The organism is Modestobacter sp. VKM Ac-2977, from assembly GCF_026968045.1.
Taxonomy (GTDB): Bacteria; Actinomycetota; Actinomycetes; order Mycobacteriales; family Geodermatophilaceae; genus Modestobacter.
Window position 1 is genome coordinate 93,280 of the sequence record NZ_JAPVBQ010000001.1, and the last position, 23,933, is coordinate 117,212.

Here is a 23,933-nt window from a genome sequence, read left to right on the forward strand (position 1 = left end):
GGGTGGTGATGAGCGCACCCCTGAACCTGGTCAACCTCGAACGGGTGCACAAGGCACACGGCACGACGGTCATCCTCGACGACGTCTCCCTCGGGGTCGCGGCCGGTGAACGGATCGGCATCGTCGGCCGCAACGGGGGCGGCAAGTCCACCCTGCTGAGCGTGCTCACCGGCACCGACGAGCCCGACTCCGGCCGGGTCACCCGCCGCGGCGACCTGGCCATGGGGGTCCTCGACCAGACCGGCACCCTCCCGGCCGGTACGACGGTGCGCGACGTCGTCCTGCCGACGTCCCGGTTCGCCGAGGAGCACGAGTGGGCCGGCGACCCCGCCGTCCGGTCGGTGCTGACCGGGCTGGAGCTGGACCGGATGGGCTTGGACGCCCCGGTGGCGCCGATGTCCGGTGGTGAGCGGCGCCGGGTCGCGCTGGCCGCCCAGCTGATCCGGCCGCTGGACCTGCTGGTGCTGGACGAGCCGACCAACCACCTCGACGTCGAGGGCGTCGCCTGGCTGGCCGAGTACGTCAAGGCCCGCGCCGGCGGTCTGCTGGTCGTCACCCACGACCGGTGGTTCCTGGACGAGGTGTGCACGACGACCTGGGAGGTCGCCGACGGCGACGTGCACGCCTACGAGGGCGGCTACTCCGCCTACACGCTGGCCCGGGCCGAGCGGGCGCGGATCTCCGCGGTGACCGAGGACCGCCGGCTCAACCTGGTGCGCAAGGAGCTGGCCTGGCTGCGCCGGGGCCCGCCGGCCCGCACCAGCAAGCCCAAGTTCCGGATCGAGGCCGCGCAGGCGCTGATCGCCGACGAGCCGCCGGCCCGGGACACGATGGCGCTGGCGGGCTTCGCCGCCCGGCGGCTGGGCAAGAGCGTCTACGACGTCGAGGACGTCGACTACGCCGTGCCGACCGACGACGGTCCGCGCACGCTGTTCCGCGACCTCACCTGGCACGTCGGGCCGGGCGACCGGATCGGCATCGTCGGGGTCAACGGCGCCGGCAAGACCTCGCTGCTCAAGCTGCTGGTCGGGGAGAACGAGGCCGACTCCGGCACGGTCGCGGTGGGGCAGACGGTCGCACCGGCGTACCTGTCCCAGCACGTCACCGAGCTGGACCCGCGGCAGCGGGTGCTCGAGGCGGTGCAGGACGTCGCCCGGATCGCCAAGATCGGCAACCAGGAGATCTCGGCGTCCTCGCTGGCCGAGCGGTTCGGCTTCGCCGCCAACCGCCAGTGGACGCCGGTCGGTGACCTCTCCGGCGGCGAGCGCCGGCGGCTGCAGCTGCTGCGCCTGCTGATGGGCGAGCCGAACGTGCTGCTGCTCGACGAGCCCACCAACGACCTGGACATCGACACGCTGACCGCGTTGGAGGACCTGCTCGACGGCTTCCCCGGCACGGTGCTGGTGGTCAGCCACGACCGGTACTTCGTCGACCGGGTCTGCGACAAGGTGGTGGCGCTGCTCGGCGACGGCTCGCTGGCCGAGCTGCCCGGTGGGGTGGAGGAGTACCTGGCCCGGCGGGCGGCCGGCGGCGCCCCGCTGACCACCGCGTCCGGCGGGTCCTCGGCCGGGACGGCGGGGAGGACGACGTCGTCCCCGGCCACCTCGGCGGCGGACTCCCGCGCCGCGCGCAAGGAGGCGGCCAAGCTGGAGCGCCGGATGCTCAAGCTGGACGCCGACGAGAAGAAGCTGCACGAGCAGTTGGCCGCCGCGGCGACCGACTACGCCCGGGCGGCCGAGCTCGACGCCCAGCTGAAGGCGCTGCAGGCGGAGAAGGAGCAGGTCGAGACCGACTGGCTGGCCGCCGCAGAGGTCGCCGACGCCTGACGCGGGCCACCGCCGTCCCGCGGGGAGCTCGTGACCGGCGGGATCATCGGGGGTCCGTTCGAGTCGCCGGGACCGGCGGCGCGCCGGAGGATGGTGCGCAACGATCGAATGCGCCGAACGACGGCGCGTGCCGCCGCACGCCCGCTCGAGGACGACCGGAAGGGACCCGTTGGGCCTGCTGCTCCTGCTCCACCTCCTCGCCGCGGTCGGAGCTCCGCTGCTCGTGCGGTGGTGGGGGCGACAGGCGTTCCTGGCTCTCGCCCTGGTGCCGGCGGCCGCCTTCGGGTGGGTGCTCACCCGGCTGGGCACCGTCGTCGGCGGGGGAGAGGTCCGCGAGACGCTCTCCTGGATCCCGGCGCTGGACCTGCAGATCGCGCTGCGGCTGGACGCGCTGGCGCTGACGTTCGCCGCCCTGGTCACCGGGGTCGGTGCGCTGGTGCTGGTCTACTGCGCGCGCTACTTCGAGCCGGACGAGGAGGGCGTCGGCCGGTTCGCCGCCGTCATGACCGCCTTCGCCGGGTCGATGCTCGGCCTGGTGCTGGCCGACGACGTGCTGGTGCTCTACGTCTTCTGGGAGCTCACCACCGTCTTCTCGTTCCTGCTGATCGGCGGTTCGGGGGCCAAGCTGGCCGGACGGCGGGCGGCCAGCCAGGCGCTGCTGCTGACCACCGCCGGCGGCCTGGCGATGCTCGTCGGGCTGCTGATGATCTCCGGGGTCAGCGACAGCCGGCTGCTGTCGGAGATCGTCGCCGACCCGGGCAGCGGCCCGGTGATGGTGGCCGGCACGATGCTCGTCCTGGCCGGTGCGGTCACCAAGTCGGCGATGGTGCCCTTCCACTTCTGGTTGCCGGCGGCGATGGAGGCCCCGACCCCGGTCAGCGCCTACCTGCACGCCGCGGCGATGGTGAAGGCCGGCATCTACCTGGTCGCGCGGCTCGCCCCCGGCCTGGCCGACGTCCCCGGCTGGCGGCCGGTCGTCCTGGGGCTGGGTGTGGCCACGATGCTGATCGGCGGCTGGCGCTCGCTGCGGCAGAACGACCTCAAGCTGCTGCTGGCCTTCAGCACCGTCAGCCAGTTGGGCTTCCTGATCACCATGGTCGGCGCCGGCAGCCAGGAGCTGGCCGCGGCCGGCCTGGCGATGACCATCGCGCACGCGCTGAGCAAGTCGACGTTGTTCCTCTCCGTCGGCGTGATCGACCATGCGACCGGGGTGCGCGACCTGCGGTTGCTCTCCGGCCTCGGACGGCGCATGCCCGTCCTCGCCGTCATCGCCACGCTGGCCGCCGCCAGCCTCGTCGGGCTGCCCCCGTTCCTGGGCTTCGTGGGCAAGGAGGCGGCGTTCACCGCGCTGTGGGACGGCGGGCTGCCCGACCGGGTCAGCGCTGTCGTCGTCCTGGTCGGCCTGGTGCTGGGCTCGGTGTTCACCGCCGCCTACTGCGCCCGGTACCTGTGGGGGGCGTTCGCGCGGAAGCCGGGCCTGCCGGACAGTGCGCCGGAGGAGCTGGAGCACCACCCCGGCCCGTTGTTCCTCGCGGCGCCGGCCGTCCTCGCGCTCGCCGGGCTGGCGGCCGGCCCGGCCAGCCCGCTGCTGGACCACCTGGTGGTCGTGTACGCCGAGACCCTGCCGCTGATCGCCCCGGAGGCGGAGCACCTGGCGCTCTGGCACGGCCTGCAGCCGGCCCTCGCGCTGTCGGCGGTCACCCTGCTCGGCGGTGCCGCGCTGTTCGCCCTCCGGTCACAGTTCACCCGGCTGCAGCACCGGCTGGCCGTGGGCGCCTCCGCCGACGAGGGCTACTGGAACACCCTGCAGAGCCTGGACCGGCTCGCCGTCCTGGTCACCGGGACGACGCAGCGCGGGTCGCTGCCGACCTACCTGGGCACGATCCTCGTCGTCGTCCTGCTGGTCCCCGGAACAGTGCTGCTGGCGCGGACCCCGTGGCCCGACCAGTGGCGCGCCTGGGACAGCCCGCTGCAGGCGCTGGTCGGCGCGATCGTGCTGATCGCCGCCGTGCTGACGGTGCGGATCAAGCAGCGGCTGTCCGCGGTGCTCGCCCTCGGGATCACCGGGTACGGGCTGGCCCTGCTGTTCGTGCTGCACGGCGCCCCGGACCTGGCCCTCACCCAGTTCCTGGTCGAGACGCTGAGCCTCGTCGTCTTCGTGCTGGTGCTGCGCAAGCTGCCCAAGGACATCGGCGCCCGTCACCGGCCCGCCGAGCGGACGGTGCGGGCGGCGATCGCGGTCTGCGTCGGCCTGGTGATGGCCGGGGCGGGGGCCGCGGCGCTCGGCGCCCGGACAGCCACCCCGGTCTCCGTGGCCATCCCCGAGCTCGCGCTCGAGGAGGGCCACGGCCAGAACGTGGTCAACGTGATCCTGGTCGACATCCGCGCCTGGGACACGCTGGGCGAGCTGTCGGTGCTGGTGGTGGCCGCCACCGGGGTGGCCAGCCTGGTCTTCCTGCGGCGTCGCACCGGCGCTGTCGACCGGGCGAGCGAGGAGGAGGCGTCGGGCGGAGGTGACGCCCGCCGGGCGCCGAAGGCGCAGTGGCTGTCGGCATCGGGCACGCTGGCGCCGCAGCGCCGGTCGGTGGTGCTGGAGGTGGCCACCCGGTTCCTCTTCCACACCATCGTGGTCTTCTCCCTCTTCCTGCTCTTCTCCGGGCACAACGACCCCGGCGGCGGCTTCGCCGGTGGGCTGGTGGCCGGGCTCGCCCTCGTCCTGCGCTACCTGGCCGGCGGTCGCTACGAACTCGGCGAGGCCGCGCCGGTCGCCCCGGGCCTGCTGCTCGGCGGTGGCCTCGTGTTCGCCGGCGGCACCGGGGTGGTCGCGCTGCTGCTGGGCGGAGCGGTGCTGGAGTCGGCCTACCTGGAGGCCGACCTGCCGGTGCTGGGGCACGCCAGCCTGCCGACCGCGCTGTTCTTCGACATCGGCGTCTACCTGATCGTCGTCGGGCTGATCCTGGACATCCTGCGCAGCCTGGGCGCCGAGCAGGACCGCCAGGAGGACGAGGAGGACCCGATCGACGCTGCTCCCGACGAGGTGATCGTCCGATGACCCCCACCATCGTCCTGCCGGTCGTGATCGGCGGTCTCTACGCCGCCGGGGTCTACCTGCTGCTGGACCGCAGCCTCACCCGGGTGATCCTGGGCTTCGTCCTGCTCGGCAACGCCACGAACCTTCTGCTGCTGTCCGCCAGCGGGCCGGCGGCGTTGGCGCCGATCTTCGGGTACGCCGAGGCCGAGGAGATGAGCGACCCGCTGCCGCAGGCGCTCGTGCTCACCGCCATCGTGATCACCTTCGGTGTCACCGCGTTCCTGCTGGCGATGGTGCACCGCTCCTGGCGGCTGGTCCGCCAGGAGGTCATCGAGGTCGACGAGGAGGACCGCCGGGTCGCCCGCCGGGAGGGCATGGACGCCGACGACATCGACCCCGATGACCTCCCGACGGAGGACCGCCCGGCCGGGAAGGGCAACACCCTGCACTCCGACGTGGACGTCGAGGAGCGGCTCGCCCAGCGTTACGAGGGCATCCCCTCCGACGACGTGACCCTCCCGCCGACCCGCGGGGGACGGTCGTGACCGGCGTCCTCGCGCCGCTGCCGGTGCTGCTCCCGCTGCTCGGCGCCGCCGCCGCCCTGCTGGTCGGCCGGCACTCCCGGCTGCAGCGGGCGGTCAGCATCCTCGTGCTCAGCGCCGTGGTGGCCGTGTCGGTCGCCCTGCTGTTCATCGCCGACGCCAACGGGGCGGCTGCGGTCGCCGTCGGAGACTGGCCGGTCCCGGTGGCGATCGTGCTGGTGGTCGACCGGCTCTCGGCGCTGATGCTGGTGGTCGCCAGCACGGTGGGGCTCGGCGTGCTGGTGTTCGCGGTCGGTCAGGGCACGGCCGACGGCGACGAGGACACCCCGCTGTCGATCTTCCACCCGACGTACCTGGTCCTCATCGGCGGCGTGAGCTACGCCTTCCTGGCCGGCGACCTGTTCAACCTCTACGTCGGCTTCGAGGTGCTGCTGACCTCCAGCTACGTGCTGCTGACCATGGGCGGCTCGGCGCCGCGGATCCGGGCGGGCATCACCTACGTGGTGGTCAGCCTGCTGAGTTCGCTGCTGTTCCTGGCCTCCATCGCCCTCATCTACGCGGCGACCGGCACGGTGAACCTGGCGCAGCTGTCGCTCAGGATCGCCGAGCTGCCCGACGGCACCCAGCTGTTGCTGCACGGCCTCCTGCTCATCGCCTTCGGCATCAAGGCAGCCGTCTTCCCGCTGTCTGCCTGGCTGCCCGACAGCTACCCGACCGCCCCGGCCCCGGTCACGGCGGTGTTCGCCGGGCTGCTCACCAAGGTCGGGGTCTACGCGATCATCCGCACCCAGACCCTGCTGTTCCCCGACGGGGCGCTGGACGACGTGCTGATGTGGGCGGCGCTGGCCACCATGCTGATCGGCATCCTCGGCGCCGTCGCGCAGAGCGACATCCGCCGGATCCTCTCCTTCACGCTGGTCAGCCACATCGGCTACATGGTCTTCGGGATCGCACTGGCGTCGACGGCCGGCCTGGCCGGGGCGATCTTCTACGTGGTCCACCACATCGCCATCCAGACCACGCTCTTCCTGGTCGCCGGCCTCGTCGAACGGCGCGGCGGCACGATGGCGACCGGCCGGCTCGGCGGACTGGCCACGGCGTCCCCGCTGCTGGCCGTGCTCTTCTTCGTGCCGGCGATGAACCTGGCCGGCATCCCGCCGTTCTCCGGGTTCATCGGCAAGGTGGGGCTGCTCGGCGCCGGGATCGCCGACGGCGGCTGGGCCGCGTACGTGCTGGTGGGCGGCGCGGTGGTGACGAGCCTGCTGACCCTGGTGGCGATGTCGCGGGTCTGGACGCGGGCCTTCTGGCGCCCGCCGGCGCAGGCGGCGTCCGCAGACACGGCTGCCGCCGCGGCCCGCGACGCCGGACCCGACGACGGCCCCGAGGACGACCCCACCGGGGCGGACGGGACGGACGACGACGGCCTGGACCTGGGCCCGGCCGGTGGGGCGACCTCCACGACCGAGGCCCGGCAGTCGGGCCGGCGCGGGGGCTGGGCCCGGCACGTGGCCGTGGCGACGGCGGCGCCCGAAGGCGGCGAGGGCCGGCCCAGCGGCGGCGACGATGACCGGGACCCGTCGCTGGAGCCCCTGCCGGCGGTGATGACCGCCGCGACCGGGGTGATGGTGGCCCTCACGGTCGGCCTCACCCTCATCGCCGGTCCGCTGTACGGGCTGACGGCTCGGGCCGCGGACGACCTGCGCGACCGCCTGCCCTACATCGAGGCCGTGTACGGCGAGCAGGTCCCCCGATGAGCGGCGCGATGCGGCTGCGGCACCAGCTGCCGGTGCTGATCTGGCTGGTGCTCATCTGGATCCTGCTGTGGGGCACCTGGTCCTGGGCGAACCTGCTGTCCGGGATCCTGGTCGCGGTGGTGGTCACCAACGTCCTGCCGCTGCCCGCCGTCATCGCCGGGGCGCGGTTGCGTCCGGTCCCCCTGCTGCGCTTCGCGGGGTACTTCCTCAAGGACCTGGCCGTCTCCAGCGCACAGGTCGCCTGGCAGACGATCCGGCCCGGCGGCATGAACCAGGGGGCGATCATCGCGGTGCAGCTGCGCACCGACTCCGACCTGCTGCTCACCCTCATCGCCGAGTCGCTGACCTTGGTCCCGGGTTCGATCGTGCTGGACCTGGACCGTCCGCGGCGGACGCTGGGGATCCACCTGCTCAACGCGGCCGACGCGGACGACGTGGAACGGCAGCGGGCCGGGGTGTTCACGACGGAGGAGCGCATCGTGCGGGCGTTCGGCACCCGGGAGGACATCGCCCGGCTGGAGTCCGGCGAGCCGGTCGGCGAGCCCGCTGCCGGGACCGATCGTGCGGAGGCGGGGCGATGACGGTCTTCTCGGTCGTCGTCTACTCGATGCTGGGGGTGGGTTCGCTGCTGGCGGCCGGCCGGCTGGCGCTGGGCCCCTCGCTGCTGGACCGGGTGGTCGCCACCGACACCCTGCTGGTGATCATCACCGCCGGGCTGGCGGTGTACGCGGCCCTGGAACGAGACCCGACGATCGTCCCGGTGCTGGTGGTCGTCTCGCTGCTGGCCTTCGTCGGGTCGGTGGCCGTGGCGCGCTACGTCGGCGGCATGCTGATGCGCTCGACGGACGACGACAGCGAGGAGACCGGGCTGGGGCCCGCGGGTGCCGGGCAGAGCCCGCCCCGGAGCGGGGAGGCGAGCTCGTGAACGACTTCGACTCGGTGCCCGACTGGATCGCGGCGGGCCTGCTGCTGGTCGGCGCCTTCCTGTGCCTCACCGCCGGCCTGGGCGTGCTCCGCTTCCCCGACGTGCTCGCCCGGATGCACGCCGGGACCAAGCCCCAGGTCATGGGGGTCCTGCTGATCATGATCGGCGGTGCCATCCGGCTCACCGGCTGGTCGGCGACCTGGATGTTGTTGCTGGTCGCGGCCTTCCAGCTGATCACCGCGCCGGTCAACGCGCACATGGTCAGCCGGATCGCCTACCGCCGCCGGCACGTCCGCCGGGACCTGCTGGTCGTCGACGAACTGGTGGACGCCCCTCGGGGAGCCGAGCTGCGCGCCGGGCAGGAGGGCATGCGCGGCGACCAGCCCGCGGACGCGCCGACGGGGGACGAGACCGAGCCGGAGGTGTCCGAGGACGAGGACGTGCCGGGCGACGACGCCGGCGAGCAGGAGGCGGCGGCGGACGAGCCGACGCGGGGTCCGCGCGGCTGAACCGTCCGGGTGCGTGTCCTGCCGCACCCGGACGGCTCGGGTCCTACCGCTGGGCCCGGTTCACCGCGGAGACGACCGCCCGCAGTGACGCGGTGACGATGTTGGCGTCGATCCCGACGCCCCACAGCACCCGCTCGCCGACGGCGCACTCGACGTAGGCGGCCGCCCGTGCGTCGCCGCCGGAGGAGAGCGCGTGCTCGGCGTAGTCGAGCACCCGGACGTCGACGTCCATGCTGGCCAGCGCGTCGACGAACGCGGCGATCGGGCCGTTGCCGCGGCCGTGGACCGTGGTGGGCACGCCGGAGTCGCTGAGCTGGGCGGTGAGCTCGTCGGGGCCGGCGCCGGACGCGGTGTGCTCGTGCCCACTGAGGGCGAACCGGCCCCAGGGGGCGTCGGCGTCGGGCAGGTACTCGCTGGAGAAGGCGCTCCACATCTGCTCGGCGGTCACCTCGCCGCCCTCGTCCTCGGTGTGCCGCTGGACGACGGCGCTGAACTCGATCTGCAGCCGGCGCGGGAGGTCCAGGTGGTTCTCGGTCTTCATGATGTAGGCGACGCCGCCCTTGCCGGACTGGCTGTTCACCCGGATCACGGCCTCGTAGCTGCGGCCGACGTCCTTGGGGTCGATCGGCAGGTAGGGGACCGCCCACGGGATCTCGTCGACGCTCGTGCCGGCCGCCTCGGCGTCGGCCTTCATGACGGCGAACCCCTTGTTGATCGCGTCCTGGTGCGAGCCGGAGAACGCGGTGTAGACCAGGTCGCCGCCGTAGGGGTGCCGCTCGTGCACGCCCAGCTGGTTGCAGAACTCGACGGTGCGCCGGATCTCGTCGATGTCGGAGAAGTCGATCTGCGGGTCGATGCCCTGGCTGAACAGGTTCAGGCCCAGGGTCACCAGGTCGACGTTGCCGGTGCGCTCGCCGTTGCCGAACAGGCAGCCCTCGATCCGGTCCGCACCCGCGCGGTGGCCCAGCTCGGCGGCGGCCACCGCGGTGCCCCGGTCGTTGTGCGGGTGCAGGCTCAGCACGACGGAGTCGCGGCGGCCCAGGTTGCGGTGCATCCACTCGATCTGGTCGGCGTAGACGGTCGGCTCGGCCATCTCCACGGTCGCCGGCAGGTTGAGGATGGTCGGCCGGTCGGGGGTCGGCTCCCAGACGTCGGTGACGGCGTTGCAGACCTCGACGGCGAACTCCAGCTCGGTGCCGGTGAACGACTCGGGGGAGTACTGGAACCGGATCTCGGTGTCCCCGGCCTGCTCGGCCAGCTTGCGCACCAGCTGTGCGCCGTGGACGGCGATGTCGGTGATGCCCGCGCGGTCCTGGCCGAACACGACCCGCCGCTGCAGCGTGGAGGTCGAGTTGTAGAGGTGCACGATCGCCTGCTTGGCGCCGCGCAGGGACTCGAAGGTCCGCTCGATCAGCTCGTCCCGGGCCTGGGTGAGCACCTGGACGGTGACGTCGTCGGGGACCAGGTCCTCCTCGACCAGTTCGCGGATGAAGTCGAAGTCGGTCTGGCTGGCCGCCGGGAAGCCGACCTCGATCTCCTTGTACCCCATCCGCACCAGCAGCTCGAACATCCGCCGCTTGCGCTCCGGGGTCATCGGGTCGATCAGCGCCTGGTTGCCGTCCCGCAGGTCGACGGCGCACCAGCGCGGCGCGGCCGTCGTGGTCGTCTCCGGCCACGTGCGGTCGGGGAGCGCCACGGGAGTGAAGGGCGCGTACTTGCCGATCGGCATCGGTGAGGGGCGCTGGGGATTGCGGACGTGCGGGTGGTTCTCGTTCACGGGGGCTCCTCTGGCGGGCTGCGAACAGCTCCGGGATGCGGTCAGCTGGCGCCCGGGGGCGCGCGATCACCGCGGCGAGGGAGCCGACCTAGGAGAGGGCCTCGCCGCGGCTGATAAGCAGGAGGCGGCCGCGCACGGCGCAACCGTAGCAGCGGGTCAGGCGACGTCGCAGCCGCAGGCGCAGGCCGGTACGTGCCCGAGGTCCTCGTTGGTCTCCTCGGCGTACTCGCAGCCGGGCGGGCAGGTGCAGCCGGTGCCCCAGTCAGGGCGGCCGAGGTCGCCGGCCGCGAGCCACGCTCGCCACGCGGCCTCTCGCTGTTCCCGCTGGCGGAGGAGTGTCGCCCACCTCCGCGCGGCGGCCCGCTCCGCCAGGGAGTCGCCGGGGCGGGGCACGTGGTGGTCGTCCGGGGTGCCCAGCTGCCGGCGCCAGGAGTCCCGGCTGCGGCGGTCCCGGTCGAAGGTGACCTCCGGCTGGGTGCGGGTGTGCCGGTGCGGGCCGGACCACCAGTCCTCGTCCCCGTGCCGGGTGTCCAGGTGCGCGGGGAAGCGCCGTCCGGCCCGGTCCCGGACGGCGACAGCGGACATCGGTGCGACCTCCTGCCCCTCGGCGTCCAGCAGGACCAGGCGCAGCCCGGCCAGCGACACGAGGCGGGCGAACTCGCCCACGCGCAGATCGCCACGGCCGGTCTCCGCGCGCCCCAGGCGACCCCGAGAGACGTCGCTCGCCTCGGCCAGCTCACGCTGCGACATGTCGGCCAGCCGGCGCACCCGCCGCAACGTCCCCGCCACGTCGACCCCCGGAGCGACCGGCACGGTCTCGGTCTCGGTCTCGGTCTCGGGCACGGACTCGGCCTCGGGCTGGGGCGCGGACACCTGCCGAGCGTGTCGGTTCAGCCGCCCGGTGACGCCACCCCGGGCGAGAGCTGTGGACGGCGCCCACCGTGTGGGCGGAGGGAGGCACGTCGCGGGCACTTGTGCTCTGGCTGCACTGCTGCGCCAGAGCACAACTCGCCCGGACTCCTGTCGCACGGGGGAGCGGCTCACGGAGGACCTGCGGCGCGAACGTGCGGAGGAGCCCCGTCTTCCGGTGGGCGGCCGCAGTCTGCGCAGAGCTTGCGGGCGCGGTGGGCGAGGTGGAGGCGGCGCGCCGTGCGGACGTCGGGCCGGCCACGCCGCGCCGGTAGCCTGAGCCCGTGGCCTTGGTGGTACAGAAGTACGGCGGCTCCTCTGTCGCGAACGCCGAGCGCGTCAAGCGCGTGGCCGAGCGCATCGTCGAGGCGAAGAAGAACGGCGACGACGTGGTCGTCGTCGTCTCCGCCATGGGCGACACGACCGACGAACTGCTCGACCAGGCGAGCCAGATCACCGCGAACCCACCGGGTCGCGAGCTGGACATGCTGCTGACCGCCGGTGAGCGCATCTCCATGGCGCTGCTGGCCATCGCGATCTCGACCCACGGGTACGAGGCGCGGTCGTTCACCGGCTCGCAGGCCGGGGTGATCACCACCTCCAGCCACGGCAAGGCGCGGATCATCGACGTCACGCCGGGCCGGCTGCGCGATGCGCTGGACGACGGCTCGATCGTCATCGTCGCCGGCTTCCAGGGCGTCAGCCAGGACACCAAGGACGTCACCACCCTGGGTCGCGGCGGCTCGGACACCACCGCCGTGGCCGTCGCGGCCGCGCTGCGGGCCGACGTCTGCGAGATCTACACCGACGTGGACGGCGTCTTCACCGCCGACCCGCGGATCGTGCCGAACGCCAAGCGGCTGGAGACCATCACCTACGAGGAGATGCTCGAGCTGGCCGCCTCCGGGGCGAAGGTGCTCATGCTCCGCTGCGTCGAGTACGCCCGCCGGTACGGCATCCCGGTGCACGTCCGCAGCTCCTACTCACAGCTCCCCGGCACGATCGTGGCCGGCTCGATGGAGGACCTCACCGTGGAACAGGCGATCATCACCGGCGTCGCGCACGACCGGAGCGAGGGCAAGATCACCGTCTCCGGGGTGCCCGACCGCCCGGGTGAGGCAGCGCAGATCTTCCGCGTGCTCGCCGACGCCGAGGTCAACATCGACATGATCGTGCAGAACGTCTCCAGCGAGGCGAAGCTGACCGACATCTCCTTCACCCTGCCGGTCAGCGACGGCCCCACCGCCATCGCCGCCCTGGAGCGGGTCAAGCACACGGTCGGCTACACCGGCATCAGCTTCGACCAGCACATCGGCAAGGTCTCCCTGGTGGGCGCGGGCATGCGCTCGCACCCGGGCGTCTCGGCCAAGTTCTTCGGCGCGCTCGCCGACGCCGGGGTCAACCTCGAGCTGATCAGCACCTCCGAGATCCGGATCTCGGTGGTCTGCCGGGACGCCGACGTCGACCTCGCCGTCCGCGCGGTGCACGACGCCTTCGACCTCGGCTCCGACGCGGCCGAGGCAGTGGTCTACGGAGGGACCGGACGATGAGCACCTTCACCACCGACGGCCTGCGGGTCGGCATCGTCGGCGCCACCGGTCAGGTGGGCGGCGTGATGCGCGAGCTCCTGGCCGCACGCCGCTTCCCGCTCAGCGAACTGCGGTTCTTCGCCTCGGCCCGGTCGGCCGGCAGCACGCTGCCCTGGGGCGACGGCGAGATCACCGTCGAGGACGCCGCGACCGCCGACCCGACCGGCCTGGACATCGCGATCTTCTCCGCCGGCGCGACGACCTCCCGGGCCCAGGCGCCCCGCTTCGCCGCCGCCGGCGTCACGGTCATCGACAACAGCTCCGCCTGGCGGCGCGACCCCGACGTCCCGCTCATCGTCAGCGAGGTCAACCCGCAGGCGCTGAGCGAGATCCGCAAGGGCATCATCGCCAACCCGAACTGCACCACGATGGCCGCGATGCCGGTGCTGCGCCCGCTGCACGACGAGGCCGGCCTGGTCCGGCTGATCGCGAGCACCTACCAGGCGGTCTCCGGCAGCGGCGTCGCCGGCGTCGAGGAGCTGCACGGGCAGGCGAAGGCGGTCGTGGACAAGGCCGACGCGCTCGCCCACGACGGCTCCGCGGTCACCTTCCCCGATCCGGTGAAGTACGTGGCGCCGATCGCGTTCAACGTGCTGCCGCTGGCCGGTTCGATCGTGGACGACGGCAGCTTCGAGACCGACGAGGAGCAGAAGCTCCGCAACGAGAGCCGCAAGATCCTCAGCATCCCCGACCTGCGGGTGTCCGGCACGTGCGTCCGGGTGCCGGTCTTCACCGGGCACTCGCTGTCACTGAACGTCGAGTTCGCCCAGCCGCTGTCGGTGGCCCGGGCGACCGAACTGCTGTCCCGGGCACCGGGCGTGCAGCTGGTCGACGTCCCGACCCCGCTGCAGGCGGCCGGCAACGACCCGAGCTACGTGGGCAGGATCCGGCAGGACCCCGGCGTCGACGACGGCCGCGGGCTGGCGCTGTTCATCAGCAACGACAACCTCCGCAAGGGTGCGGCACTCAACACCGTGCAGATCGCGGAGTTGATCGCTGCTTCACGGTGAGGTGCACCCTGTGACCCTCCGGGTCACACCGCGGCCAGGAGCCGTGCCCGGGCTGCGCTGAGCCGTTTCGCCGTCCTCCGTCGGGCAGCCTCCGGCCGCCGCAACCGAGGACGGCCGCGGCACGCTGGTGATCACCCGGCGGGAGCCTCCGGCCCCGCGCCGGGCGATCACCAGCAGCTTCGCTGCGGTGCCGCCGTCCGTACCCGTCCCCGTTGCTGGCGGCCGGGGCACTGCGGTGCCGTGCTCCTATGGCTTCACGTGGCGGAGGGCGAAGCTGAGGGCGACCTCGACCTGGCGGATGGTCTCCTCGATCACCAGGGAACCGTGGCCGGCGTCGAAGCGGTAGACCTCGTGGTCCTGGCCGCGCTCGGTCAGCGCGGCCAGGTAGTTGTCGATCTGGCGGATGGGGCAGCGCGGGTCGTTGGCGCCGGCGACCACGAGCACCGGGGCGGCGACCGCGTCGACGTAGGTGATCGGCGAGGAGCGCACGTACACGTCGCGCACCTCCTCCGGTGAGCCGCCGAACAGGGCGCGGTCGTAGGCGCGCAGCCCCTCCATCTCGTCCTCGTAGGCGGCCAGGTAGTCAGCGACCGGCACCTCGGCGATCCCGGCCGACCAGCGCTCGGGCTGGGTTCCCAGGCCCAGCAGGGTGAGGAAGCCGCCCCACGAGCCGCCCGAGAGGATCGTCCGGGTCGGGTCGACCACGCCCTCGGCGACCAGGGCGTCGTAGACGGCGCCGACGTCCTCCAGCTCGGTCAGCCCCGGCCGCCCGGTGAGCGCGTCGCGCCACTCGCTGCCGTAGCCGGTCGAGCCCCGGTAGTTCACGTGCACGACCGCGTACCCGGCGTCGACGTAGGCCGCCCGGCGCGCGCGGTAGGAGTCGTCGTCCTGCGACTCCGGGCCACCGTGGACGAGGAACGCGGTGGCGAACGGTCCGTCGCCGGCCGGCCGGACCAGGAGCGCGTGCACGTCGCCGCCCGGACCGGGCACCCAGCGGTCCTCGACCGGGTAGGCGTCCGGCGGTGCCTCACCGGGCGCGGCGAGCACGACCGGGCCGTCGGCCCGGCGGATCACGGGCGGCAGCTCGGACGACGACCAGGCCAGCTCCACGGTGCCGTCCGGGCGCGCGGTCGCGCCACGGACCACGCCGCGGGGGGTGTCCAGCTGCTCCAGCGACCCGGAACCCAGGTCGTAGCGGTACAGCTCGCTGCGCGCGGCGTGGTCGTGCCCGACCAGCAGCGCCGAGCCGTCCGGGTGCCAGCCGGCGGTGACGTCGCCGGGCAGGTCGAGCACGAGCTCGGTCTCGGTGCCGGCGGCGATGTCCCAGATCAGCAGTTCCTCGCGGCCACGGCGCTCGTGGCCCACCAGCAGCCGCTGGTCACCGGGGGAGGGGGAGAAGCTCAGCGCGTGCAGGCCGCGGCCCTCGCCGTCCCACTTGTCGGCGACCAGGGAGAGGTCGGCGGTGCGCAGCACGCGCAGCGCCGGGTACCGCGGGTCGCCGTGCTCGGAGTGCGAGAAGACCAGCAGCGAGTCGTCGCGGGAGAGCGCGTCCACCCCCGCGGTGTCCGGCGAGGAGTAGAACACCGACGGCGTGCCGCCGGCGGGGGCGATCCACAGCTCGCTGCCGTCGTCGGTGGAGCGGCCCACCGCGGTGACCGTGTGGCCGAGCTCCAGGCCGGCGGGGTAGGCCGGGCCCACCTCCGGCAGGGCGACGGCGTCCGGTCCGCCGGCGAAGGGCTGGGTCATCCAGATGCCGAACTCGTCGCCGTCGGTGTCGGCGAACCACCAGATCGTCTCGCCGTCAGGGGTCAGCGTCGCGGCCAGGGTGCCGTTGGCCCGGTCGGTGACCTGCCGGTGGGTGTCCGTCTCACGGTCCCAGGCGTACTGCTCGACGACACCACTGACGTCGGAGGCGTACAGGCTGCGCTGCGGGGCGTCCTCGGCCCAGTCGGGCAGGCTGACCCGCGGAGCGCGGAACCGGGCCTGCCAGCGCGCGGTGACCTCCTCGGGGAGGGCGGCTGCAGGCTGTTCCGGGGTGGGCTCGGGAGTCACCGGGTCATCTTCCCCCTGTCGGTGTCGAGTCCTCCGGGGAGTCCCGGCGGCGAGTGGGGCGCTGGCCGGTCCGCGCTTGACGGACGACGTGATGCCCCTCACGCTACCGCTCACCGGACAAACGTCCGCGTACCGGACAGGTCATCGCTGGCAACCCACAGGAGCCCTCATGTCCCACTCGACCCTCCCACCGGCTCCCGGTGAGGACGCCCCGGCGGTCAGTCGGACGGGCGGCCCCGCCACGACGGTGGCAGTGGCGGTCGGCTTCGCCGCGCTCTGCCTCTCCTACATGCTCAACGCGATGGACCGGCAGGTCTTCTACCCGCTGCTGCCGCAGATCCGCGAGGAGTACGGGTTCTCCCTCGACCAGACCGGGCTGCTGGCGACGGGCTTCACGCTGGGCATCGCGCTCACCGGCGTCCCGGCCGGCTACCTGCTGGACCGGCTGTCCCGCAAGCTGATCGTGGTCGTCAGCGTGGTCGTCTACTCCCTCGGCACGCTCGCCATCCCGCTGGCCACCGGCTTCGGCGACATGGCGGTCTACCGGCTGATCTCCGGTGTCGGGGAGGGCGTGCAGGCCACGGCCATCTATGCCATCGTCGGCGCCTACTTCTTCCACCGCCGGGCGGTCGCCGCCGGGTTCATCGGCGTCGCCTTCGGCCTCGGCGTGTTCCTCGGACCGATCGTCGGCCAGCAGCTCGCTCTCGCCGTCGACAGCTGGCGGGCGCCGTTCGTGGTCTTCGGTGTCGCCGGCCTGGTCATGGCCGTCGTGCTGCTGGCCGTCGTCCCGCGGGGGATGAGCGAGGCGCTGGCCGGGCGGGGTGGCACCACCGACACCGCCGACTACACGCACGTGCCCGCGAGCCCCTACAACCGCGGCACTCTGGGCATGGGGGTCGCCTCGGCGATCTCGGGCCTGGTGTTCTACGGCTTCCTCGGCCTCTATCCGACCTTCCTGCGGGAGGAGCTCCTCCTCTCGCCTGCCCAGGCTGCGCTGGCTGCCTCCCTGGTCGGCTTCGGTGCCATGACGGCGCTGCCGGTGGGCTGGCTGGCCGACCGGTACGACCAGCGCATGCTGCTCGCCGTCGGCTTCGTCGGCTCGTCCCTCACGGGCCTGGCGATCTACCGCTTCGCCGACGGTGCCTCCGCGCAGTACGTGCTGGCGTTCCTGATGGGCGCCTTCGCCAGCGGTGTGCTGTTCACCAACTGCACCACTGGCATGCAGCGTGCGGTGCGTCCGGAGCACGTCGGGCGCGGCGCCGGGCTGTTCATGTTCAGCTACTACGTCGCCGCGGCGTTCTCCGGGCTGTTGTTCGCCCGGCTCGTCTCCGCCTTCGACTGGGCCGGGGCCGGCCTGGTGCAGGTCACCCTGCTCCCGATCATCGGATTGGCCGCGCTGGCGCTGGTCGACGTCCGCCGGATGGTGCTCCCGCCGCGCCACTGATCCGTCGACCCGCACGAGTCGGCGCCGGCGGGATCATCTGCCGCCGGCGCCGACCACGGCCTCCGCGGCAGGTGCCCGGCCGGCAGCCGGCCGTTCGACCCCGGCATCCCGGACGTCGCCGATGAGCTGCTCCAGCACGTCCTCCAGCGCCACCAGGCCGAGCACCCGTTCACCGTCCCGCACCAGCCCCAGGTGTGCGCCGGAGCGGCGCATCTCCCGCAGCACCTCCGGCAACGGCTCGGCCGGGGTCAGCTCGACGAAGGAGATCACCGCCTGCTGGGGCACCGGCTGGTCCCGGGACGTCGGGCCGGTGCCGAGCACGTCCTTGACGTGCACGTAGCCGACCAGCGCGCCGCTGTCGTCGCGCATCGGGTAGCGGCTGTAGCCGTGCTCGGCGACCACGCCCTCCAGCTGCCGGGGGGTGGAGTCGCGGGGCACGGTGACCAGGGAGTCCGGTGGCAGCAGGACGGAGGTGACGTCGTGCTGCTCGAAGGTGAGCGCGCCGGCGGCGAGGTCGCTGACCTCGCTGCCCAGCAGCCCCTCCCGCCGGGACTGGGTGATCATCGACTGGATCTCGTCGTGGTCGAAGCTGGCCGAGACCTCGTCGGTGGGGGTGACCCCGAACAGCCGCACGAAGCCGTTGGCCACGGTGTTGAAGAACCAGATGAACGGCTTCAGCACCCGCACGATCAGGGCCAGCGGCGGGCCGAGGGCGATCGCGGCCCGGTCCGGACCGGCGATGGTGATGTTCTTCGGCACCATCTCGCCCAGCACCATGTGCAGCACGGTGACCACCGACAGGGCGATCACCAGCGCGATCGGGTGCAACAGCGCCTCCGGCGCCCCGACGGCCTCCAGCGGCACCTCGATCAGGTGCGCGACGGCGGGCTCGCCGATCGCGCCGAGCCCCAGGGAGCACAGCGTGATCCCCAGCTGGGCGCCGGCCATCATCTGGCTGACGTTGCGCATCGCCACCAGGGTCTTCTGGGCGCGCACCGACCCGGCTTCCGCGCGGGGCTCGATCTGGTCGGCCCGGGCGGAGACGAGCGCGAACTCGGCGGCGACGAAGAAGGCGTTGCCCAGCAGCAGGACGACCAGGACCAGCAGCGCCAACCCGTCGCTCACGCCTGGGCCACCTCTCGTGCGGGGCGGACGGCGGTGGCGCCGGCCGGTCGTGCGGTGTCGTCGGGCACGGTGCCGTCGGGCATCGTGTCGTCGTCCTCGGTCGGGGTGGGCGTGGCCCGGAGTCGTGAGATGCGTCGTCCCTCGATCTCGTCGACGGTGAGCCGCCAGCCCTCGATCTCCACCGACTCGCCCTCCTCGGGCAGCCGGGCCAGCCGCTCCACCACGAAGCCGGCGACGGTCTCGTACCGGCCCTCGGGCACCGAGATGCCGGTGCGCTCGCGCAGCTCGTCGGGCCGCAGCAGGCCGGACAGCACCCAGGTGTCGGCGTCGCGGCGCAGCTGGCGCAGCGGCCGGTCGGTCTCGTCGGTGATCTCGCCGACCAGCTCCTCGACGATGTCCTCCAGCGTCACGATGCCGTGGGTGGCACCCCACTCGTCGACGACCAGGGCCAGCTGGAGCCCCTGCTCGCGCAGCAGGTCCAGCAGCGGGTCCAGGTGCAGCGAGGAGGGGACGGCGAGCACCGGCTCGGCCAGCTCCCCGGCCGTGCGCTCGAGCCGCTCCTCGTCCGGGACGGAGACCGCGTGCTTGACGTGCACCACGCCGGTGACCTCGTCCAGGTCGGCGCCGTACACCGGGAAGCGGGAGTTGCCCGACCGGATGGCGGCGTCGATGACGTCGGCCGCGGTCGCCGCCGAGCTGAGTGTCCACAGCCGGGTGCGCGGGGTCATCACGTCGGTGGCCAACTTCTCGCGGAGGCCGAGGGAACGGGCCAGCAGCCGAGCGGCGACGGGGGAGAGGTCACCCTCCTCGGCCGAGCGCCGGGCGACCGCGGCCAGGCCCTGGGCGTCGCGGGTGTCGTCGAGCTCCTCGCGGGGCTCGAAGCCCAGCCGGCGCACGATCGCGTTGGCCAGGGCCTGCAGGTTGCGCACCACCGGTCCGGTCACCGTGGTGAACAGCCGCATGCCGGGGGCGACGACGGAGGCGGTCGGCAGCGGCCGGGCGATCGCCAGGTTCTTGGGACCCAGCTCGCCGATGATCATCTGCAGGAACGTGGCCAGGAAGATGGCCAGCGCGATCGCGATCGGGGTCGTGGCGTTCTCCGGGAACCCGACGGCCGCGAGCACCGGCTCCAGCAGGCCGCCCAGGGCCGGCTCGGCGAGGAAGCCGACGACCAGCGTGGTCAGCGTGATGCCGAACTGCGCCGCCGAGAGCTGGGTGGAGAGGCCCCGCAGGGCCGTGACGACGCCGGCGGCGCCCTGGTCGCCGGCCCGGGCGGCCTCTTCGGCCTTGCCGCGGTCGACGGTGGTGAGGGAGAACTCCGCCGCGACGAAGAACCCGGTGAACGCGGTCAGCAGCACGGCTGCCAGCAGGAGCAGCCATTCGGTCACCGATGGGCAGGTGCCCGCCCCGGGGCCAGCGGAAACGGTGCGGGCGAGTGACGTGGGCCCGAACGCACTCAGGGACCGCCGGATCGGCGGTCCCTGAGTGGCTGGTCGGGGTGACAGGATTTGAACCTGCGGCCTCGTCGTCCCGAACGACGCGCGCTACCAAGCTGCGCCACACCCCGCGGTGCGTCGACAACTGTAACCGACGCACTCGTCGGCGTTGCGACCCCCTGCAGCGGGGCCTCCTACCGTGCGGTGAGGGTGAGCAGCGTCGCCTCCGGGGGGCAGGCGAACCGCACGGGCGCGTACGGACTGGTGCCCAGCCCGGCCGAGACGTGCAGCCAGGTGCCGTTCGGGGCGGCGTCGGAGGGCTGGGCCCACTGGTGGAGCCAGCGCACGTGCTCGCGGTCGATGCCGCAGTTGGTGACCAGGGCACCGTGGAACGGCACCCGCAGCTGCCCGCCGTGCGTGTGCCCGCACAGCAGCAGGTCGTACCCGTCGGCGGTGAACCGGTCGAGCACCCGCGGCTCGGGGGAGTGCACCAGCCCGATCCGCACGTCGGCCGTGGGGTCGGCCGGGCCGGCGACGTCGTCGTACCGGTCCAGCTTGAGGTGCGGGTCGTCGACGCCGGCCAGGGCGATCCGGACGCCGCGCACGGTGAGCGTGCCGGTGTGGTTGGTGAGGTCCAGCCAGCCCTGGGCGGTCATGCCGTCGCGGAGCTCCCGCCACGGGAGCTCGTCACCGTGCACCCGCTTGTGCTCGGTCTTGAAGTACTTGAGCGGGTTCTTCGGCCGAGGCGCGTAGTAGTCGTTGCTCGCCAGCACGAAGGCGCCGGGGAGCTCCATCAGCGGCTCCAGTGCCCGCAGCGTCGCCGGGACGGCGTCCATCCCGGCCAGGTTGTCGCCGGTGGTGATGACGACGTCCGGGTGCAGCGCGGCGAGCCCGGCGACCCAGGCCTGCTTGCTGTGCTGGCCGGCGGTCATGTGCAGGTCGGACAGCTGCAGGACGGTGAGCGGCCGGGAACCCGGTGGCAGCACCGGGACGTCGAAGCGCCGCAGGGTCCAGTGGGTGCGCTCGACGAGGCCGGCGTAGGCGACGGTGGCGGCGCCGGTGGCCAGCAGGGCGGCAGGGACGGCGGTGGTCGCGCGCATCCTCTGAGCGTAGGGGGAGGGGAACTGCGTCGTCCTGGCCCGGGCGGAGGTGGCAGGCTCTGCACCGTGCCTGAGCTGAAGGACCGACTGCGCGCCGACCTGACCACCGCCATGAAGAGCCGCGACGAGCTGCGCACCGCGACGCTGCGCATGGTGCTCGCCGCCGTGACCGCCGAGGAGGTCTCCGGCAAGGAGGCCCGCGAGCTGAGCGACGAGGAGGTGCAGGCGGTGCTGCGCCGGGAGGCGAAGAAGCGCCGTGAGGCGGCCGACGCCTTCGCCGGTGCCGGCCGCGCCGACCAGGCCGAGCGGGAGAAGGCCGAGGAGGGCGTGCTGGCCACGTACCTGCCCGCCCAGCTCGAGGACGCAGACCTGACCGCGCTCGTCGCCGACGTGATCACCACGACCGGTGCGACCGGGATGAAGGACATGGGCAAGGTCATGGGCGCCGTGCAGGGCCGGGTGGCCGGTCGGGCCGACGGCGGCCGGGTGGCCGCAGAGGTGCGCCGACAGCTCGGCTGAGCGAGGGGGCGGGGCTCCGCCCCCAGGAACGGTGAAGGGGCCGGGCCCGCAGGCCCGGCCCCTTCACCGTTCGATCAGCCGCCGTTCGACTCCGGCTGCGGAGCCGCGGGATCCGCAGCCGGCGCCGACTCGGTCGTCGGCGCCGACTCGGTCACGGTGTCGGCGCTGCTGCGGCTCGACGTCTGGTTCCTGCGGCGCGAGTCGTCGTCGTCCCGGTCGTCGGAGGACCCGGTGCGCGCCGGCGGCGCGTCCACCCCGCGCCCGGCGTACTTCGGGTCGGCCTCCGGGAACGCCGTAGGAGCCTGGTTGCTCAGGATCGGCAGCATCGCGTCGTGCCAGATGGTGGCCGGCTTGCCGCCGCCGTAGCCGCCGACGCTGTCGTCGCCGAGGGGGTTGAACACCATCACGCTGGCGGTGTAGTCCGGGGTGGAGCCGACGAAGGTGACCGAGTCGTTGGCGTTCACGGTGCCGGTCTTGCCGGCGATCTGGTGACCGGGGATGTAGGCGGCCCGGCCGGTCTGCATCCGGTTGCCCGGCTCGACGTCCTTGCGCAGCATCTGGTTCAGCGTGTTCGCGATGCCGGGCTCGATGACCTGCTCGCACTGGGAGTCGGGGACCACCGGCTGACCGTCCTCGTCGGTGACCGGCTCGCCGTTGCGGTCGGTGATGCTCAGGACCGGCAGGGGAGCGCACTTCACGCCGCCGGCGGCGATCGTGGCGTAGGCGTTGGCCAGGTCGAGCGGGCTCACCCCGTCGGTGCCGAAGGCGAACGAGGGGCGGTTCTCGGCGATGATCTTCTCGGCGGGGGTCTGGGTCACCGAGTAGTCGAACGTCATGCCCAGCCGCTGCGCCATCGTGACGGCCGGCTCGATGCGGCCCAGCGCGTCCTCCAGCGCCAGGAAGTAGGTGTTGGAGGACATGTACAGCGCCTGGGTCATGGTGAGCGTGTTCGGGTAGTTGTTCCCCACGTTGCCGAGCGAGTACGGCTTGTACTTCCCGGTGTCGGTGTCGAAGTCCTGGTAGACCCGGCTGGTGTAGGGCTCGCTGGTGGTGATGGTGTGGCTGGCCGGCAGCCCCTGCTCCAGCGCTGCCGCGGCGACGAAGGTCTTGAACGTCGAGCCGGAGCCCTTGGTGGGGATGGTGGCGAAGTTGACCGACTCGCAGCCGGCCGCCGGGTCACCGCAGCCGAACCGCCGGTTCACGCTCATCGCCAGCACGTGCCCGGTGCCGGGCTCGATCGCGTCGTAGACCCCGACCACCGGGGCGCCCATGCCCACGGTGTTGAGCACGGCCTGGTCCCCGGCGACCTGCATGTCCGGGCGGAGGGTGGTCTGGATCGTCCAGCCGTTGTCCTTGACGTCGTCCATGCTGAGCCCCAGCGTGCCGGTCAGGTAGCTCGTGACGTAGTCGCAGAAGAAGCCGCCGATCGCGGCGTCGATGCACCCGTTCGGTGCGTTGCCGCCGGGGGCCAGTGGGATGGGGGCGGCGGAGACCTCGGCGAGCTCCTGGTCGGTGATGTGCTCGAGCTGGTGCATCCGGTTCAGCACCTGGTCGCGCCGGGCCGTCGCCTCCGCCGGGTAGGAGATCGGGTCGAACTTGGGGCTCTGCACCAGGCCGGCGAGCACCGCTGCCTGCGGCAGCGTCAGGTCGACGGCGTTCACGCTGAAGTACTTCTGCGCGGCCGACTGGATGCCGTAGGCGCCCTGGCCGAAGTAGGCGATGTTCAGGTATCGGGTGAGGATCTCGTCCTTGGAGTACTCCTCCTCCAGCGCGAGGGCGAGGCGGGCCTCCTTGAGCTTGCGGCCGACCGACTCCTCCTCGGCAGCGGCCCGCTCCTCCGCGTTGTCCGCGGTCTGCAGCAGGGTCTGCTTGACCAGCTGCTGGGTCAGCGTCGACCCGCCCTCGAGCACCTCCCCGGCGGCGAGGTTCTTCGCCAGTGCCCGCGTCGTGCCCTCGACGTCCAGCCCGTTGTGCTGGTAGAAGCGCGAGTCCTCGATGTCGACGATCGCCTGCTTCATCACGTCGGAGATCTGGTCGTGCGTCACCGGCGTGCGGTTGTTGTCGTAGAACTGGGTGATCGGCGTCCCGTCGGCGGCCACCATGGTGGCGTTGCCGTTCGGCGTCTCGTCGGTGAGCTCGACCGGGAGGGCGTCGAGCAGGCTGGCGGAGTTCCGGGCGACGAGCCCGGTCCCCCCGACCCAGGGCAGCAACATGGCAGCGACCAGGGCGCCGGCCACGACGATCGTGACGGCCAGCTTGACCAGGGCACCGAGGCGGGGGCTCGCGGAGTCGGACATCGCAGGCCAAGGTACCTGCCCGGAGGGCGCCCGTCCCGTGCCTCGGACGCAACGCGCGGAGCGGCCCCCGACGACGTCGGCAGGCCGC

18 protein-coding genes and 1 tRNA gene are annotated in these 23,933 nt (G+C 72.9%); 11 read left to right on the forward strand and 8 right to left on the reverse strand.

Annotation, left to right across the window (positions count from 1 at the left end):
• Positions 1-8 precede the first annotated feature (8 nt).
• From O2V63_RS00460 to mnhG, 7 genes are all read left to right on the forward strand, one after another.
• Positions 9-1,826 carry an ABC-F family ATP-binding cassette domain-containing protein gene (locus O2V63_RS00460; RefSeq protein ID WP_269165617.1) on the forward strand — a complete coding sequence of 606 codons (1,818 nt, stop codon included), beginning with the start codon at positions 9-11 and terminating at the stop codon, positions 1,824-1,826.
• A gap of 169 nt (positions 1,827-1,995) precedes the next feature.
• Entirely contained in the window at positions 1,996-4,878 is a 2,883-nt protein-coding gene (locus O2V63_RS00465) for a Na+/H+ antiporter subunit A (protein WP_269165618.1), read from the forward strand.
• A complete protein-coding gene (locus O2V63_RS00470) occupies positions 4,875-5,402 on the forward strand; it encodes a Na(+)/H(+) antiporter subunit C (protein WP_269165619.1) in 528 nt (175 codons plus the stop codon). The genes O2V63_RS00465 and O2V63_RS00470 overlap by 4 nt, the downstream gene beginning before the upstream one ends.
• Positions 5,399-7,153, forward strand: a complete 1,755-nt coding sequence (locus O2V63_RS00475; protein WP_269165620.1) for a Na+/H+ antiporter subunit D — start codon at positions 5,399-5,401, stop codon at positions 7,151-7,153. The genes O2V63_RS00470 and O2V63_RS00475 overlap by 4 nt, the downstream gene beginning before the upstream one ends.
• Complete coding sequence (locus tag O2V63_RS00480; protein ID WP_269165621.1) at positions 7,150-7,734, forward strand: Na+/H+ antiporter subunit E; 585 nt, start codon at positions 7,150-7,152, stop codon at positions 7,732-7,734. Before O2V63_RS00475 ends, O2V63_RS00480 begins: the two co-directional genes overlap by 4 nt.
• A complete protein-coding gene (locus O2V63_RS00485) occupies positions 7,731-8,078 on the forward strand; it encodes a monovalent cation/H+ antiporter complex subunit F (protein WP_269165622.1) in 348 nt (115 codons plus the stop codon). The genes O2V63_RS00480 and O2V63_RS00485 overlap by 4 nt, the downstream gene beginning before the upstream one ends.
• On the forward strand, positions 8,075-8,587 hold the full coding sequence (gene mnhG, locus O2V63_RS00490) for a monovalent cation/H(+) antiporter subunit G (protein WP_269165623.1): 513 nt from the start codon (positions 8,075-8,077) through the stop codon (positions 8,585-8,587). The genes O2V63_RS00485 and mnhG overlap by 4 nt, the downstream gene beginning before the upstream one ends.
• 43 nt (positions 8,588-8,630) lie before the next feature.
• Here mnhG and leuA read toward each other — a convergent pair whose 3' ends face one another.
• Positions 8,631-10,364 (reverse strand): 2-isopropylmalate synthase, encoded by a 1,734-nt coding sequence (leuA, locus tag O2V63_RS00495; RefSeq protein ID WP_269165624.1) that lies wholly within the window; start codon positions 10,362-10,364, stop codon positions 8,631-8,633.
• A gap of 156 nt (positions 10,365-10,520) precedes the next feature.
• Entirely contained in the window at positions 10,521-11,237 is a 717-nt protein-coding gene (locus O2V63_RS00500; RefSeq protein ID WP_269165625.1) for a helix-turn-helix domain-containing protein, read from the reverse strand.
• A 320-nt stretch (positions 11,238-11,557) separates the two neighbouring features.
• Between O2V63_RS00500 and O2V63_RS00505 the strand changes: the two genes are divergently transcribed.
• Both O2V63_RS00505 and O2V63_RS00510 read left to right on the forward strand, forming a co-directional pair.
• Positions 11,558-12,823 (forward strand): aspartate kinase, encoded by a 1,266-nt coding sequence (locus O2V63_RS00505; RefSeq protein ID WP_269165626.1) that lies wholly within the window; start codon positions 11,558-11,560, stop codon positions 12,821-12,823.
• Complete coding sequence (locus O2V63_RS00510) at positions 12,820-13,872, forward strand: aspartate-semialdehyde dehydrogenase (protein WP_269165627.1); 1,053 nt, start codon at positions 12,820-12,822, stop codon at positions 13,870-13,872. The genes O2V63_RS00505 and O2V63_RS00510 overlap by 4 nt, the downstream gene beginning before the upstream one ends.
• Before the next feature lie 246 nt (positions 13,873-14,118).
• On the opposite strand, the gene O2V63_RS00515 is transcribed toward O2V63_RS00510, so the two are convergent.
• Positions 14,119-15,924 (reverse strand): S9 family peptidase, encoded by a 1,806-nt coding sequence (locus O2V63_RS00515; RefSeq protein ID WP_269165628.1) that lies wholly within the window; start codon positions 15,922-15,924, stop codon positions 14,119-14,121.
• A 169-nt stretch (positions 15,925-16,093) separates the two neighbouring features.
• Between O2V63_RS00515 and O2V63_RS00520 the strand changes: the two genes are divergently transcribed.
• On the forward strand, positions 16,094-17,368 hold the full coding sequence (locus O2V63_RS00520) for an MFS transporter (protein ID WP_269165629.1): 1,275 nt from the start codon (positions 16,094-16,096) through the stop codon (positions 17,366-17,368).
• A 33-nt stretch (positions 17,369-17,401) separates the two neighbouring features.
• Here O2V63_RS00520 and O2V63_RS00525 read toward each other — a convergent pair whose 3' ends face one another.
• From O2V63_RS00525 to O2V63_RS00540, 4 genes are all read right to left on the reverse strand, one after another.
• On the reverse strand, positions 17,402-18,493 hold the full coding sequence (locus O2V63_RS00525; protein WP_269165630.1) for a hemolysin family protein: 1,092 nt from the start codon (positions 18,491-18,493) through the stop codon (positions 17,402-17,404).
• Positions 18,490-19,881, reverse strand: coding sequence for a hemolysin family protein (locus O2V63_RS00530; protein WP_269165631.1), 1,392 nt, complete (start codon positions 19,879-19,881; stop codon positions 18,490-18,492). Before O2V63_RS00530 ends, O2V63_RS00525 begins: the two co-directional genes overlap by 4 nt.
• 102 nt (positions 19,882-19,983) lie before the next feature.
• Positions 19,984-20,060 (reverse strand) — tRNA-Pro (locus O2V63_RS00535).
• A 63-nt stretch (positions 20,061-20,123) separates the two neighbouring features.
• Positions 20,124-21,029: a metallophosphoesterase gene (locus O2V63_RS00540; protein WP_269165632.1), complete on the reverse strand. Its 906-nt coding sequence runs from the start codon at positions 21,027-21,029 to the stop codon at positions 20,124-20,126.
• 66 nt (positions 21,030-21,095) lie between these two features.
• Here O2V63_RS00540 and O2V63_RS00545 point away from each other — a divergent pair, with 66 nt between their 5' ends.
• Positions 21,096-21,548: a GatB/YqeY domain-containing protein gene (locus tag O2V63_RS00545; RefSeq protein WP_269165633.1), complete on the forward strand. Its 453-nt coding sequence runs from the start codon at positions 21,096-21,098 to the stop codon at positions 21,546-21,548.
• A 74-nt stretch (positions 21,549-21,622) separates the two neighbouring features.
• On the opposite strand, the gene O2V63_RS00550 is transcribed toward O2V63_RS00545, so the two are convergent.
• Complete coding sequence (locus O2V63_RS00550) at positions 21,623-23,845, reverse strand: transglycosylase domain-containing protein (protein WP_269165634.1); 2,223 nt, start codon at positions 23,843-23,845, stop codon at positions 21,623-21,625.
• Positions 23,846-23,933 lie beyond the last annotated feature (88 nt).

Excerpts from the sequence above, each read along its gene's own strand:
- O2V63_RS00540 (WP_269165632.1), bottom strand. The coding sequence starts at position 21,029 with ATGCGCGCGACCACCGCCGTCCCTGCCGCCCTGCTGGCCACCGGCGCC.
- O2V63_RS00485 (WP_269165622.1), top strand. The coding sequence starts at position 7,731 with ATGACGGTCTTCTCGGTCGTCGTCTACTCGATGCTGGGGGTGGGTTCG.
- O2V63_RS00460 (WP_269165617.1), top strand. The coding sequence starts at position 9 with ATGAGCGCACCCCTGAACCTGGTCAACCTCGAACGGGTGCACAAGGCA.
- O2V63_RS00550 (WP_269165634.1), bottom strand. The coding sequence starts at position 23,845 with ATGTCCGACTCCGCGAGCCCCCGCCTCGGTGCCCTGGTCAAGCTGGCC.
- O2V63_RS00480 (WP_269165621.1), top strand. The coding sequence starts at position 7,150 with ATGAGCGGCGCGATGCGGCTGCGGCACCAGCTGCCGGTGCTGATCTGG.
- O2V63_RS00510 (WP_269165627.1), top strand. The coding sequence starts at position 12,820 with ATGAGCACCTTCACCACCGACGGCCTGCGGGTCGGCATCGTCGGCGCC.
- O2V63_RS00520 (WP_269165629.1), top strand. The coding sequence starts at position 16,094 with ATGTCCCACTCGACCCTCCCACCGGCTCCCGGTGAGGACGCCCCGGCG.
- O2V63_RS00470 (WP_269165619.1), top strand. The coding sequence starts at position 4,875 with ATGACCCCCACCATCGTCCTGCCGGTCGTGATCGGCGGTCTCTACGCC.